Origin of the sequence: Flavobacterium tagetis, assembly GCF_016735615.1 — a bacterium.
In the GTDB taxonomy this organism is placed as follows: Bacteria; Bacteroidota; Bacteroidia; order Flavobacteriales; family Flavobacteriaceae; genus Flavobacterium; species Flavobacterium tagetis.
In genome coordinates this window covers 1,166,500-1,181,156 of record NZ_JAERSF010000002.1, presented here as the reverse complement: position 1 = coordinate 1,181,156, position 14,657 = coordinate 1,166,500, and the positions used below count along the sequence as shown (strand labels likewise).

The following is a 14,657-nucleotide window of genomic DNA, read 5'->3' as shown; positions in this document are numbered from 1 at the left end:
CATGAAAAATTTATTTACTTTATTATTATCCGTTTTATTAGTAACAGGTATTTACGCTCAGAAATTACCTAGAATAAAAATATTGGCAACTGGAGGTACAATTGCAGGAAAAGGAGCTTCGGCAGATCGATCGGCTTATAAAGCGGGAGAATTACCGATAAAAGATTTAATAGCGGCTGTTCCGGGAATTGAAAAAGTGGCCGACATTACGGGAGAACAGATTTCAAACGTAGGAAGTCAAGACATGACTGTAGATATCTGGATTAAGCTGAATAAAAGAATCAACGAAATTTATAAAAATAACGAAGCTGATGGTATTGTAATCACTCACGGAACCGATACGCAAGAAGAAACAGCTTATTTTTTATCGTTAACCGTAAGATACGACAAACCTGTAGTTATTACAGGCTCTATGCGTCCAGCAACAGCGATAAGTGCAGACGGTCCGAAAAATTTGTATGATGCTGTAACTCTAGCCGCTTCCAAACAAGCAGAACACAGCGGTGTTTTATTAGTATTTAATGAATACATTTTGACAGGGAGAAATGCTGTAAAAACCAGCACAACGCACTTAAATGCCTTTACTGCGCCAAACAGTGGCCCGATCGGACAGGTTTATGACGGAAAAGTTACACTTTATGAAACTCCTGTGCGAAAAGCCAATAAAAATACTCCGTTTGACATTACAGGTTTAACAACTTTGCCAGAAGTGGCTGTCGTAGAATTATATGCTGATGCGCCTGCAACTGCATTAAATGCTTACGTGGCTTCTGGAGTAAAAGGAATTGTAACGGGAGGTCTAGGCAACGGAAATCTTAACAAAGTAAACACAGATGCTGCAGTAGCTGCTATCAATAAGGGAATTGTTGTGGCAAGAGCATCAAGAGTGCCTTCAGGAAGAGTGACCTTATTTGACGAAACTGATGATCAAAAGCTTGGTACAATAGTCGCAGACGATTTAATTCCGCAAAAAGCGAGAATTTTATTAATGCTGGGATTAACGCAAACCAGTGACCATAAAAAACTGCAGGAATATTTCTTTGAGTATTAAACAAATTCAAAATTGTAAATTATGCGTGTCTTAACTTTAATAATTTTGAGCGTTTTTCTGGCAGCTGGCGCATATGCACAGCAAGAAAAACAGACTGATACTGTCTTAAATCATAAAACACCATTAATAAAAGCAAGCAAGGTTGATTTGCTTAATAATGTTGACTTGATTTTCAATACACAATTAGGTTTTAACACCTATCTTGAAGATGGAAAATATACTGGAAGTAAATTTGAAGTAAATCAGTTTCGATTGGAGGTAAAAGGTAGAGTATATAAAGACAAAGTCTTTTTTAGATTTAGAGACCGATATACTAAAGAAACTGAACCACAATCTACAGATAACATCAGCAGTTCTACAGACTTGGCTTTTATCGGATATAAAATATCTGAAAGAACGAGCATTGCAATTGGAAAAATGACAGCAAATTGGGGTGGTTATGAGTTTGATATGAATCCGATCGATATCTATCAATACAATGATATTGTGGATAACTCGGATAACTTTTTGACTGGAGTTCAGGTAAATTGGAAGCTAAATGCCGATCATGTTTTTTCGGCACAGGTTTTAAACTCCAGAACTAAAACTTTTTCTGAACTGTATCAAAATGTACCAGATGTTGAAGAAGCAAAATTTCCTGCCGCCTATGTTGGAAACTGGAATGGAAGTTTCTTAGACGGAAAATTTAAAACCATCTACAGTTTCAGTATTTTTCAGGAAGCCACAAAAAACGGAAAAGCTGTAAACATGTATTATACTGCATTAGGAAATCAGTTTCGAACCAAAAAATGGCTTTTCCAATATGATTTTAAATGGAGCAGCGAAGATCTGGATCGAACAGGAGTTGTAAGTTCTTTAATTCCAGAAACGGTTTTAGATCATGCGGCAGAAAATGTGTACTATATTGAACATTGGCTTAGAGCGGTATATTCTCTAAATGAACAATGGAAACTTACGGTTATCGGAATGACAAGTAAAGCTTCTTGGAAAGATATACCAGATCCAAATATTAGTTCAAACCGAATTCGTACTGCATACGGTATTATTCCAACAGTTGAATTTTATCCGATCAAAAACTTCAATTTAAAGTTTTTTGCTACTTATGTGGCTCGATGGTACGATTACACCGATTATGCTAAAACAGATTTAGGACAATCAAATAACAATACTGGAAGAATTATGCTTGGTGTAATTTCTCCTTTGGTTGTATTATAACAATTTAAGTAACTAACTCAATGAGAAATGCTGGAACAAATTGCAATACGCGATTTATTCCAGCATTTTTTTTATTTATTCTCTCGCAGATTGAGCAGATTTAAGAATAACTCTTACGCATCAAATATTTCAAACGAACAAAACAGATTATACTATAAAAAGCAAAAAGCAGTATAAGATGCAATAAGACAGACGGATTGTCCCATAAACTGGCACCCGATTGTACAATAGCCGTATATAAAACAATAAATGGCGTTGTAGGCAAAAGATTAGACAGCCACTGCAATGCTAACGGAAGCGATTCAAACGGCCAGCTGTATCCTGTAATCAAGAAAATTGGATAAGTTGAAAAAGCCATCATCTGCAAACAAAGCAATTGCGATTTGAAAAGTGAACCAATAAATTGAGCCATCGGAATTAAAGTCAAAATAAACAAAAGCAGCAATAAGCTTAATTCGAATCCGCTGCCTCTCATGGGTAAATTGAGCAGTTTATAATTTACATTTAAAAAGAAAAAGCCATACGAAGAAAAAAGTATCAAATAAAATAATCCTTTACCCCAGATACCATTAGAAATACCCGAACCTAGCCATTCTCTTAAACGAGAACGCTGACGCTCACCTGCCACACTTTCACACAACCCAATCAGTAAAGTTTGCTGTAAAATCAAGGCTAATAATCCTGGCAATAAAAATGCTCCATAACTTGATCTTTCATTAAACAAAGGACGATAATCTAAATTTACAGGCATTACATTCTCCATTGCAATAGTATTGCTCATTCCTTCTTTCTTCTGATAATACTGAAGCCTTACTCCTGCTCCAACCGTAAGGCATATCTGCTGTACATTTAACAGCAGATCACTCGACGGGAGAAACCTTGCGGCATTAATTGCTAATACCACATTACTTTGTTTCAAACTCAGCAAATTGGCTTCTGTTCCTTCTGGGATGTAAAAGTATCCTTGACAATTTCCATAATACATTTGTTCTTTTGCCTGTTCAAGATTAGAAAAATGAACAAGTTCTACTATCGGCGAATCATCAATATTTTGCTGCAGCAAACGGGATAATCTAGAGTTATCATCGTCTACAACGGCCAGTTTTACATCAAACTCTTCTTTATTGATGTAAATGCTTCCATAGAAAAAGGCATAAAGCAAAGGAGCAATAAGAAGCGTAAGAAGCAAACTATGATCTTTTACTACTTGTGAAGCTTCTCTCAAAAAGAGATTAGTCAGCGATTGTTGCGGTTTCTTTTTCATCTTTAATCGAATTAAATTGACGTTTAAACAACAACATCGCCGTCGGATACATTACAACACAAAACAACAAGAGTTTTGTCACTTCTCCTTGAGCATATTTCAAAGGCAGATTCATATAATACACCTTAAAAAATCCGTCTAAAAACGAAGTATAAGGCATAATAAGCGCATAATACTGATCGTACCAAGGCATTGCCCATCTCGGAAAAGTAAATCCGCTGAATACAAAAGCAGGTGAAGTGTAGAAAAGAGCAACATCTCCTGAAAGCATTACGTCTTTAAACAAAGCCGATATAAACATTCCGATGCCAATGCAAGCTAATGAAAGCATAGTATACAGCACAAAAAACTTTCCCGTTGCAGCAGAAACACCAATATCAAAAAAAGGAAAGATTATCCCTGTAATAATGATAAAATTTATCCAGCTAATGGCGAGATGCGCAATTGTTTTTCCAATAATTACAGCAATAACAGAGCCTTTTGATGAATCAAATAATTCGTTCATCGTTCCTGTAAGCCATTCATAATTTAAAGCCAACATAGAACTGATAATCAAAATCATCTGCATTCCCACAGTTATTAATCCTGGAACTAAATATTCCTGATAATTGTAAGTTGGATTATAAAGCTGATAGGTATTTAAATTAATCGGATTAGCAATAGCCATTGCTTGGTCGGGTTTCATTCCTGTTTTTACCAATTTTTGCAAAATTATGCCTGTGCTTCCTGTAATGACTACTTCGGCAACAGCCTTATAAACTAATTTAGCAGGAACTAATGCAGCGGCATTGGTATATAAAGTTACAGTACTTGGATGTCTGCTGTAAATATTCTTCTGCATATTGGCAGGAAAATGTACAGCGCCTAATATTTTGCCTTCCTGTATCAGTTTTTTCACTTCGGCTTCACTGCTTACTCTTCTGGTAATTTGAAGCGTTTCTTTTTGTTCTAACAAAAAAATCAGCTCTCGGCTTATGGCACTTTGATCTTCGTCCCAAATAGCAAATGCCAAATTCTTAGCATCCTGCTTTTGGTAAATAAGAGCATAGAAGAAAAACAAAGCGACAGGAACTACAAGCATTACCAAATAAAATACCTTTAGACTTAGAATGCGCTTCCATTCTCTAATAATTATGTTTATCATCAAAATCATTGAGGAAGAATTAAAGAAGCGGTCATACCAGAACGAAGTCCTTTAATTTGTGCAAGATTTTCGGGTTTTACTTCTATCGTAAAAGTTCTCAGTTCAAATTCTCCTTTATCTTTGGACGGAACCCAATTGGCAAATTCTAATGTTGGCGCAATAGAATGCACGACGGCATCAAACGTTTCTGGCTCGCAACCTGGAACTTTAACCGCTGTTTTACTTCCAACTTTAAGCAGATTTGATTTGTCTTGTCTGATATTAAACTTAATTATGGTGGAGTTTTTCTTTTCAATCGTCATAATCGGATATCCTATTGAAATAATTTCGCCCTGATGTGTAACCAAGTTAGAAATTACGCCATCTGCAGGAGCATAAACCCTTGTATTATCACCAAGTGCTTTGGTCAGTTCATAGGCTTGTTCTGCTTGTTTTACAATAGCATTTGCCGTTTTTAGCAATTCTGGTCTTGTTCCGTTTTTTAACATCTGAAGATTTAACTGAGCGGTTTCCATTTCCTTTTTAGCCGCTTGAAATTTAAAATAGAAAACATCTTTTTCTTGTCCCGATATTACATCTTCATTATACAGTCGTTCCATACGATCATACGTCGTGCTAAACAATTTATATTGTTCCTGACTAATTTGATATAGTTTAGAAGTCGCTTCTATCAACTCTGGTCTTGCTCCTTGTGTAAGCAATTCCTGCTGTCCTTTTGCGACATCAATTGCCGATAATGCCTGCGCTTTTATGGCGTTTATTTCGTTAGATCGAAGTACAGCCAGCAATTGTCCTGTTTTTACAGTATCGCCCTGTTTTACAAGTAACGAATCTAATCTGCCTGGGAATTCGGCCGCAACGCCAACACTTGTCGCGTCAACCATTCCTATGAAATTGCCATCTTCTTTGTTATTGTCTTTTAAGAAAAAAATCAGTCCTGCTATTACTACAAAGATTGGAATGATCAGCGCCCAGTAGTTTTTAAATATATCTTTCATCTATTTAATAAATTGCGTTATTTGACTTGGATTTCCTAAACTATTAAAATATTCAGCTAATGCCAGATAGTATCCTAAAACAGCAGTATAATATCCTTTTTCTATTTCTGTTTCTACCAATAAAGCATCATTAACGTCTTTTGGCGATGATAGCTGATTGTTCATTCTTTTCGTAATTAAACTACTTGTCGTATTGGCTTCTTTTCTGGCTGCATCCATAGTCATAACATCATTTTGCAGCGAGCTCATTTTATTTTTTGCCACTCTCGACTGGACTTGAAGCATTAAACTCGAATTCTCTTCTCCTAATTTCGCTTCTTCTATTAATTGTTTAGCTGCCAAAGTCTTTTTGCTTGTCTGTCCATTATACAAAGTCCATTGCAATTCGAGTCCTACAAACCAATCTGGAATAGAAACCGGTAAATCTTTCTGATACAAATTGTAATTTCCAATGGCAAAAACATTCGGCAAAGCCATTGACTTACTGATTCTTTCGGCAGTTTCTGCATAAGAGATTTTGTTATTTGCAATTCTATAAACTGGATTTGTAAGCCAATAGTCTTTCATAGGTTTCTCTAGATTGATTTCGGCATATCTTAAAGTATCCGAAATCACTATCGTAGTGTCAAGGTCAACTCCCATGAGTTTATTCAGTTCAAGATGGGCATTTTGTTTTTCCATCTTGATATTGTTGTACTGACTTTGCGCCTGAATCAAAACCACATTCGTCCAGTTTTTCTGGTATGGCGGAAGAATTTTGTTTTTGACCAATTCTTCGGCGTAGTTTCGGTTTTTATCTAATGCGTTTACAATCTGTTCTTGTTTTTTAATTAAAGAGTTGAGGTACAATATTCTAAGATATTGCACTGCAATTAAAAAATCGACTTCTTTGCCAGCAATCTCTACTCCAATTCCCGCCGAATTGGCTACTGATTGAGCCAGATCTATGCTTGAATTTATTTTATTCCCAAGAAAAATTGGCTGGCGAACTCCCACTCCTGCAATAAAATAAGACTGCTTGCTTAAACTGGGATTATAATCTGGATAAATACCGCCAATAACCGTTTTTGAAGCATTATAAATACGATCCTGCGCTGCCTGTGATAAATTGTTTCCTGTAATTTCATGATAAATTTCGTTTGCCGTATTCACACTTTGCTGTGATGAACCCTCCACAACTCCGTCTTTAACAGTCTGCAGATTTATCGTAAGCGGATTACTCAAATAAGAATAACTCGATAAAAGATCTACCTTAGGCAAATAGCCCTTCTTTTCGGCTTGAAGATTATATTCGCCCGTCTTTAATGCAGATTTTGCCTGTTTTATGGTAATATTATTTTGCTGTGCTATAGAAAAACATTCCTCCAGAGAAGTGGTCTGCGCTTTTGTTTCCAGACCGAACAAAAAGCAAAACAAAATAAACGGCTTTAGAAAATTTAGTTTTATGTGCATCTATATAATATTCTTATGATTTGAAATTACTTTTAACTAGCGACTTCTTTGCTGTTTAATTAAAAACTGCAGGATAAAATAGAAATGAGATAAAAACTTATTATTCAGATAAATTCTGAAATTGTTTGAATGTATTTAAAATATACTGTTTACGAAAATTTGGGGTTCTTAACTTAAACAGTAACAAAAGCATATAAACCGATATACCGACTAGTTAAAGATAAAGATTTTATTTTATAAGTGCTATTTTAATCTATGGAAAATCAGAGACTATATTAAAAAGAAATTTTATCCATTGTTTCTCTATACAATTACTAAAAAATTAGAAATCAAATAATTTTAAATCGTCGAAACCTCCAAAATAGCTGAATTTTCCTAAAATAATTGTTTCATCTTATAACTTGCAACCTGTTTCAAGCTAAATATCAGACTTTTGAAACTCTTTCTTAATAATTTTATGAAACTGAGAAAAAGCTAATATTAAATTTATATAAGATAAAGCTTAACTACTTCTCTCTAAATCATAATAGTTTCAAATCATTTTTCCATACTCGATATTCCCTTTACCCCTACAATACAATTATATATGTTTATTAATTTCTAAAATCAATACTTATGAAAAAGAAAATTCCTGAACTCCTATTAATGATTCTATTAGCGGTATTTATTTGCGACGGCGTAAAAGCCCAGAACGCAAATTCAAACAAAAAAGAAGCTAGTACCTTCACCAAAAAGAAACAGGAAGATCTGCTTTCTTATCTTCCTTTTAATGACAATACCGATTATGAAAATGCCCGAAAAGGCTTTATTGCAACTCTTCCTGCTGGAGAAATAAAAGACGAAAAAGGAAATGTTGTATATAGCATGAAACAATATGATTTCATAAAAGGTAAAGCTCCTGCAACTACTAATCCAAGTTTATGGAGACAAAGTGAGATAAACAGTATTCATGGTCTTTTTAAAGTTACTGACGGTATCTATCAAATACGCGGATTCGATCTTGCAAATATGACCCTTATTGAAGGAAAAACAGGATGGATTATAATTGACCCGCTTTTGTCTCCTCCAACAGCTAAAGCAGGACTAGAACTAGCTAATCAAAAGCTGGGAAAAAGGAAAGTATCTGCGATTATTCATACACACAGCCATATTGATCATTTCGGCGGAATTCGAGGTGTTGTGGATGAAGCCGATGTAAAAAGCGGTAAAGTTCCAATTTATGTTCCTGAAGGATATTTTGACGAAGCCATCAGTGAGAATGTCATGGGAGGAAATACCATGGGAAGAAGAGCGTCTTATATGTATGGAAACCTCCTGCCTAAAGATGCTAAAGGAACTCTTGGAACTGGATTGGGACAAACAACTTCTACTGGACTAGCAGGAATATTAGAAGGAACAGAAATCATTAAAAAACTTGACGGAGAAAAAAAGATAATTGACGGAATAACGGTTGAGTTTATTTACACACCTGAATCGGAAGCTCCAGCGGAAATGATGTTTTATTTCCCAGAATTTAAATCTTTCTGTCAAGCAGAAGATATTAGCCATACGCTTCATAATTTATACACTCTTAGAGGCGCGAAAGTTAGAAATGGACAGAAATGGAGCGAGTACATCGATCTGTCTCTACAAAAATGGGGTAAAGATGTACAATCAACATTTGGTTCTCACCACTGGCCTACATGGGGAAATGAAACCATAAACACGTACTGGAAAAGCCAAAGAGATTTGTATCGATTTATTCACGATCAAACACTTAGATTAGCCAATGAAGGATATACGCCTGTTGAAATTGCCAACATGATAAAACTTCCAGAAAGTCTAGACAAACAATTTTATAATCGCGGATATTACGGTTCTGTAAGCCATAATATTAAAGCACAATACGATCTTTATTTTGGATGGTTTGACGGAAATCCTGCAAATCTTGACAAACTGCCTCCAGAAGAAGAAGGTAAAAAGTATGTAGAATTTATGGGAGGAGCCTCAAATGTTTTAACCAAAGCAAAACAGTCTTTTGACAAAGGCGAATACCGATGGACAGCAACAGTACTTAATAATTTAGTTTTTGCCGATCCTAAAAATCAAAGTGCCCGTAATCTTCTTGCCGATACTTACGAGCAATTAGGATATCAGGCAGAATCTGGACCATGGAGAAACTTTTACTTGTCCGGCGCAAAAGAATTGCGAGAGGGAGTTAAAGTAATGCCTTCACCAAATACCGCTGGCCCAGATATGGTAAGAGGAATGTCTACAAGTTTGTTTTTTAATTTCTTAGCAATGAAATTTAAAGGTACAGACCCAGATGCTGCTGCAATGAAATATAACTTCAATATCACTATGCCCGACGTTAATGAAAAAGTGGCTCTCTTAGTAGAAAATGGTGCGGTGAATCCTAGAATTGGAAGTAATGTGAGCGAAGACATTACAGCTAGCCTTACTATAAACCGTAAAGATTTAGATCGAATCAGCTTAGGAGAAAGTTCTTTTAAAGATTTAGTTGATAATGGCACTATTAAAATTGACGGAGATAAAAATGCCTTTATTAAATTCTTAGGTAAAATTGACAACTTTAATTTCTGGTTCCATATAGTTGAACCTTAAATGAAACTTATAAAATCTCAAAAATAAACCACTTTTCGAAGGCTCGAAAAGTGGTTTTGTTTTTCTTAATTCCAACCTATCTGTTAAACCATATTAAAACAATTCTTCTCCACTGGCACATTTCTTGAAAAAACAACCTTCATTATTAACTGATTTAAAACTATTTATCATGAAAGTTACTTACTACGGACATTCGTGTTTTTCAGTTTATGCCAACGGAAAACATATTCTTTTTGATCCTTTTATTACGCCAAACGAATTAGCCAAAGAGGTTGATGTTGATGCCGTAAAAGCAGATTATATTTTTATTTCTCATGCGCATTATGACCACATTCTCGATGTAGAACGAATTGCAAAAAATACAGGAGCCAAAGTGCTCGGAAATTTTGAAATCTATAATTGGCTATTAAAAAACGGAATCGAAAATGCGCATCCCATCAATCCAGGCGGTAAATTTGATTTTGATTTCGGAACCGTAAAATGCGTTGTTGCTCAGCATCCAAGCAGTTTTATGGATGGTTCTTATGGAGGTATTGCCTGTGGTTTTGTGCTTACAACCTCTGATGGCAATTTTTATTACAGTGGCGATACTGCTCTTACTTTAGACATGCAACTTATTCCAAAATTTACAAAACTTGACTTTGCCGTTTTTCCTATTGGCGACGGACTCACAATGGGAATCGAAGAAGCTATTGAAGCTTCTAAACTTGTCGGAGTAAACAAAATATTAGGCGTTCATTATGACACCTTCGGTTTTATTGTCATGAATCATCAAAAAGCTTTAGATGAATTTAAAAATGCTTCACTGCAATTATTTCTACCTAAAATAAACACTACAATTGAAATTTAAATTGGTTATTTCTTTTCTATATTTCGCTAAAATATAAGTTTTAGCGAAATATCATTTTATAATAGAAGGCCACTAAATACAACATAAAAAAATTTCATAAAAAAAGGAATAGTTGCTGACACTATTCCTTTTGCATATAATTCAGTTCTGCTGATGAACTTAAATTATACGTATTCTACAAAATTGATGATATACTGTGCTGTCAATTCAGGATATTGATGCTGAGGTCCATGTCCTGTTGCAGAATATACAATCATTTGGGCATTTGTCATTTGATTGATAATCGGATACCAATTATCTACTGCAAAACTTATATCATGATCTCCAGAAATAATTAGAATAGGAGTTTTGGTCTTTTTTAATTGCTCTCTGAAATTTAAAGCATCTTCTCTAAAAGTATCTCCTCCTCCAAAATACAACTGAAAAACATCCATTGTAGAAGGGATCTTTCCACCATCAATTTTTTTATGAATTCTATCATGGGAAGCTTTTGCAGCCAATCGGCTAGATTCTGATTTTGGTTCAAAAAACAAAACGATTTCATCTTCAAAATCATTTACAGGTTTTAGCGCAGCATCGAAAAATGCTTGTTCAATCGGAATCTCATTTTTTCCCGGAGGATTTGTTCCAACTAAAACAGCATGCGTTACAAGATTAGGGTATAGCAAAGTTGCCGTTTGTGCTACCAATCCGCCGTAAGACCATCCTAAAACAATAACCGAGTCCAGCTTTAAGAAATCAGCGAGATCTTTTACATCTTTTGCAACAACTGTAATATCCGGAGCCAGACTGCCTGTAGAAGAACCAATTCCAGAATAATCAAATACGATAACATTGAACTTTTTTGCCAGTTCAGCAATAAATAACGGATCCCAAGTATCGAGCGTTCCTCTAAAACGGTTTACAAAAATTATTGCTTTTCCTTTTCCGTAAGAACGATAAGCAATTGTACGGTCACCTATTTCTGCAAAACTTGTTTCTGTGTTATAAATTTTTTCCATAATTATAATTTAAAATTTGAAATCAATATTATTTTTTAAGGAAGTAGACAAAGATTAAACCAAAACACAGAACCCTTATAATAAACAAGTTGCATGTTCTGATCGTCTAAAAAATTATGATATTTCAAGAATCAAATCTTCTTTTTAACGATATATAATAATTCCAAAATCAGTTTTAAGAACAAAGCTTTTATAATCAATACTTTACAAAAAAGGCACTCCTTTTGTCTTTTGTAAATTAAATAGCACCCATTTCAGAAAATTAATCTAAAAGCTTCGATATGATGTATTTATCTAATAAAAAAACGATTATGTTTATTACTGGAGCGTTCATCAGCCATGCGTGCTGGAAAGAATGGATTGTTTTTTTTGAAAATCAAGGCTATAAAACTGTCGCGCCTCCTTGGCTTTACAAAAACGAACTTGCCATAGATTTAAGACAAACACATTCAGAATCCAAAATTGCTTTAATACGTTTAAATAACTTATTGGATTATTACACTGAAATTATTGACAAGCTTCCCGAAAAGCCAATTTTAATAGGCCATTCTTATGGCGGACTTCTAACTCAACTGTTGCTTCAGAAAGAATTGGGATCACACGGAATCTGCATCAATTCTATTCCGCCAAGCAGTCTTATGCATTTCAATTTTTCGTTCTATAAAGCAATTTGGAATTTTTCCGATTATTTCAGTTCCCCAAATAAGACCTATTTAATGCCTTTTAAGACATGGCAACGCTATTTCACGAACCAAATATCATTTGAAGAGCAAAAAGAAGCTTATGAAGCCTTATTGATTCCCGAGTCTAAATCACTTATACGTGACATTTATTCTAAATCAGCCAAAATCGATTTCAAAAAAAAACACAATCCCCTTTTGTTTATATCAAGCACAAACGATGCTTTTGTTTCTGTTTCTTTAAGTAATTTAAACTTCAAGAAATACAAAAACCTGCATTCTATTACTTGCTACAAAGAATTTCAAGATTTCAATCATTTGAGTATAGATCAAGAAGATTGGCAAACTATTGCTGACTTTATCGCCAATTGGCTAAAGAAAATTTCTTAAATAATTCCTTTCTTTATTTCTAGTTTTTTAATCTTAGAATTTAAAGTTGAGGGATGAATATCTAGAATTTCAGCGGCGCCTCCAGCACCAGAAATTTTTCCATTGCATTTTTTAAGAATATACAAAATATAATCCCGTTCATTTTCTAATATCGTTTTTATCGAAAATGATTCTTGTACAGGTTCAGGATGGATTTTGGAAGACAGCGAAAGCTCGATTTCTTTAATTGTATTTCCGTCTGTTAGCAATATGGCGCGTTGTATTACATGTTCAAGTTCTCTAATATTTCCTGGCCAATTGTAATTCATAATCTGCTGCAAAGCAAAATCAGAAAGAATTGGTGCTTTTCTGCCCATTCTATCACTGTAAACCGCAATAAAATGATTCGCTAGATCTGGAATATCTTCTTTTCTCTTTTTTAACGGCGGAACCATAATCGGAAAAACATGCAGACGATAGTACAAATCCATTCTAAATCTTCCCGCTGCAACTTCTTCTTCTAGATTTTTATTGGTTGCTGCGATAATTCTAACATTTATTTTCATTGGCGAAGTACCGCCTACACGCTCAATTTCTCTTTCCTGTAAAACACGAAGCAATTTTACCTGTAACTCGAGAGACATCTCTCCTATTTCGTCTAAAAAAATCGTTCCGCCATCTGCCAATTCAAATTTACCAATACGCCTGTCTAAAGCACCTGTAAAAGCTCCTTTTTCATGCCCAAAAAGCAACGATTCTGCAAGATTCTCAGGAATAGCTCCACAATTAATAATGACCAAAGGTTTATCTTTTCTCGGAGATAAAGCATGAATACTTTGTGCAATTTTTTCTTTTCCTGTACCGCTTTCTCCTAAAACCAAAACAGAAGTGTCTGAAGGCGAAACTTTTCGGATATAATTAAAAACTGCATTCATTTGCGAGCTATTGCCTATAATGCCTTCAAATCCTTCTTGAGTATTTACAGGTTTTGCATTTTTAACGTAAGTTTTTTTAGGTGGCAGATTTAAATCTTCTTTCGAATAAATTTTAGCAATAAATTGACAGAAAAGTGATTCAAGCAAACTTAAAATCCGTAAATGCTCCTGAGAATAAACATTCAGATTACGGCTGTAAAAAGTAAAATGATAGCTCTGGATTGAGGCTATAGAAATAGGAAAAACCAAATACGATTTTATACCAAAATTATGTGCAATTAAAGCTTTAATTGGCGCTTCTTGTAGATTGTTAATCAGCATTTCTTCACAATAAATAATAGGTTCTTTATCTACTTTCGATTTTAAGTAGGTTTCATCTATTTCCTTTTCAGACAGTTCTGTGATTTGCGAAAGTTTCTGCAAGTTGATGATTTGGTACTGATCTAAATTTCTGCGTACAATTCCAAGATTATCGTAATGCGTTGAAGTAACAAAACCCGTTTCTAAATAATCAAAAGGAATAAAAGTCTGAGCCGCTTTCGCAAAAGCCAATAATGACTCTTCTTTCTCTAAATTTGAATTTATAATTGATAAAATTGCTGCCTGAAGCTGAAGTTGTTGAACTAACTGGCTTTCTAAACTGTATTGCTGACGATAAAATGCTATTTCAAGCGTTGTCAGCACATCTTGATCTCGAAAGGGCTTTACAATAAATCCATATGGCTGAGTGGTTTTGGCTTGATCTAATATACTTTTACTAGAATTGGCAGAAATAAATATAAATCCGATATATTTCTCTTTAAGAATATAAGCCAATTCTATACCATTCCGATTTCCTTTCAGCATAATATCCAAAAAGACCAAATCTGGTTTTTCAATCTCAATCTGTTCTAAAGCCTGCTCTACCGACCGCGCTATTCCTGTAACTTCATAATTTGCTTTTTCGAGAATTAACTGTAAATCGTGGGCTTCAATAAATTGATCTTCTACAATTAAAATTCGTTTTTTCAAACCAGCAGCGGCAGCTTCATATCCGTTATCGGGAGAGTTTTTCATAAGTGAGTATTTTTTATCTTATCTTGCACTTAATTTAT

At 34.6% G+C, this 14,657-nt stretch carries 11 protein-coding genes; 5 read left to right on the top strand and 6 right to left on the bottom strand.

Annotated features, from left to right (window positions below):
- Window position 1 precedes the first annotated feature (1 nt).
- The gene (locus tag JI750_RS12525) at window positions 2-1,051 is read left to right on the top strand and encodes a type II asparaginase (protein WP_202002260.1); all 1,050 of its coding nucleotides are present in this window, start codon (window positions 2-4) and stop codon (window positions 1,049-1,051) included.
- A gap of 21 nt (window positions 1,052-1,072) precedes the next feature.
- On the top strand, window positions 1,073-2,266 hold the full coding sequence (locus JI750_RS12520) for a porin (RefSeq protein WP_202002257.1): 1,194 nt from the start codon (window positions 1,073-1,075) through the stop codon (window positions 2,264-2,266).
- Between the two features lie 100 nt (window positions 2,267-2,366).
- Here the strand turns inward: JI750_RS12520 and JI750_RS12515 are convergent, their stop codons facing one another.
- Genes JI750_RS12515 through JI750_RS12500 form a run of 4 tightly spaced genes read right to left on the bottom strand, consistent with a single transcriptional unit; the run spans window position 2,367 to window position 7,124 of the window.
- A complete protein-coding gene (locus JI750_RS12515; protein WP_202002254.1) occupies window positions 2,367-3,530 on the bottom strand; it encodes an ABC transporter permease in 1,164 nt (387 codons plus the stop codon).
- Entirely contained in the window at window positions 3,499-4,674 is a 1,176-nt protein-coding gene (locus JI750_RS12510; protein WP_236673037.1) for an ABC transporter permease, read from the bottom strand. The genes JI750_RS12515 and JI750_RS12510 overlap by 32 nt, the downstream gene beginning before the upstream one ends.
- A 5-nt stretch (window positions 4,675-4,679) precedes the next feature.
- Window positions 4,680-5,672, bottom strand: a complete 993-nt coding sequence (locus JI750_RS12505; RefSeq protein ID WP_202002249.1) for an HlyD family secretion protein — start codon at window positions 5,670-5,672, stop codon at window positions 4,680-4,682.
- The gene (locus JI750_RS12500) at window positions 5,673-7,124 is read right to left on the bottom strand and encodes a TolC family protein (RefSeq protein WP_202002246.1); all 1,452 of its coding nucleotides are present in this window, start codon (window positions 7,122-7,124) and stop codon (window positions 5,673-5,675) included.
- A gap of 615 nt (window positions 7,125-7,739) precedes the next feature.
- Between JI750_RS12500 and JI750_RS12495 the strand changes: the two genes are divergently transcribed.
- Window positions 7,740-9,728, top strand: a complete 1,989-nt coding sequence (locus JI750_RS12495; protein WP_202002243.1) for an alkyl/aryl-sulfatase — start codon at window positions 7,740-7,742, stop codon at window positions 9,726-9,728.
- 169 nt (window positions 9,729-9,897) lie between these two features.
- Window positions 9,898-10,578, top strand: coding sequence for a metal-dependent hydrolase (locus JI750_RS12490; protein ID WP_202002240.1), 681 nt, complete (start codon window positions 9,898-9,900; stop codon window positions 10,576-10,578).
- Between the two features lie 164 nt (window positions 10,579-10,742).
- Here JI750_RS12490 and JI750_RS12485 read toward each other — a convergent pair whose 3' ends face one another.
- Window positions 10,743-11,579: an alpha/beta fold hydrolase gene (locus JI750_RS12485; RefSeq protein ID WP_202002237.1), complete on the bottom strand. Its 837-nt coding sequence runs from the start codon at window positions 11,577-11,579 to the stop codon at window positions 10,743-10,745.
- A 281-nt stretch (window positions 11,580-11,860) separates the two neighbouring features.
- Here JI750_RS12485 and JI750_RS12480 point away from each other — a divergent pair, with 281 nt between their 5' ends.
- The gene (locus JI750_RS12480; RefSeq protein ID WP_236673035.1) at window positions 11,861-12,649 is read left to right on the top strand and encodes an alpha/beta fold hydrolase; all 789 of its coding nucleotides are present in this window, start codon (window positions 11,861-11,863) and stop codon (window positions 12,647-12,649) included.
- On the opposite strand, the gene JI750_RS12475 is transcribed toward JI750_RS12480, so the two are convergent.
- Window positions 12,646-14,619: a sigma 54-interacting response regulator gene (locus JI750_RS12475; protein WP_202002234.1), complete on the bottom strand. Its 1,974-nt coding sequence runs from the start codon at window positions 14,617-14,619 to the stop codon at window positions 12,646-12,648. The two genes, JI750_RS12480 and JI750_RS12475, sit on opposite strands and share 4 nt — an antisense overlap.
- Between the last annotated feature and the right edge of the window lie 38 nt (window positions 14,620-14,657).

Coding starts and splice junctions, on each gene's coding strand:
- JI750_RS12490 (WP_202002240.1), top strand. CDS start 9,898: ATGAAAGTTACTTACTACGGACATTCGTGTTTTTCAGTTTATGCCAAC.
- JI750_RS12510 (WP_236673037.1), bottom strand. CDS start 4,674: ATGATAAACATAATTATTAGAGAATGGAAGCGCATTCTAAGTCTAAAG.
- JI750_RS12485 (WP_202002237.1), bottom strand. CDS start 11,579: ATGGAAAAAATTTATAACACAGAAACAAGTTTTGCAGAAATAGGTGAC.
- JI750_RS12520 (WP_202002257.1), top strand. CDS start 1,073: ATGCGTGTCTTAACTTTAATAATTTTGAGCGTTTTTCTGGCAGCTGGC.
- JI750_RS12495 (WP_202002243.1), top strand. CDS start 7,740: ATGAAAAAGAAAATTCCTGAACTCCTATTAATGATTCTATTAGCGGTA.
- JI750_RS12505 (WP_202002249.1), bottom strand. CDS start 5,672: ATGAAAGATATATTTAAAAACTACTGGGCGCTGATCATTCCAATCTTT.
- JI750_RS12475 (WP_202002234.1), bottom strand. CDS start 14,619: ATGAAAAACTCTCCCGATAACGGATATGAAGCTGCCGCTGCTGGTTTG.
- JI750_RS12500 (WP_202002246.1), bottom strand. CDS start 7,124: ATGCACATAAAACTAAATTTTCTAAAGCCGTTTATTTTGTTTTGCTTT.
- JI750_RS12525 (WP_202002260.1), top strand. CDS start 2: ATGAAAAATTTATTTACTTTATTATTATCCGTTTTATTAGTAACAGGT.
- JI750_RS12480 (WP_236673035.1), top strand. CDS start 11,861: ATGATGTATTTATCTAATAAAAAAACGATTATGTTTATTACTGGAGCG.
- JI750_RS12515 (WP_202002254.1), bottom strand. CDS start 3,530: ATGAAAAAGAAACCGCAACAATCGCTGACTAATCTCTTTTTGAGAGAA.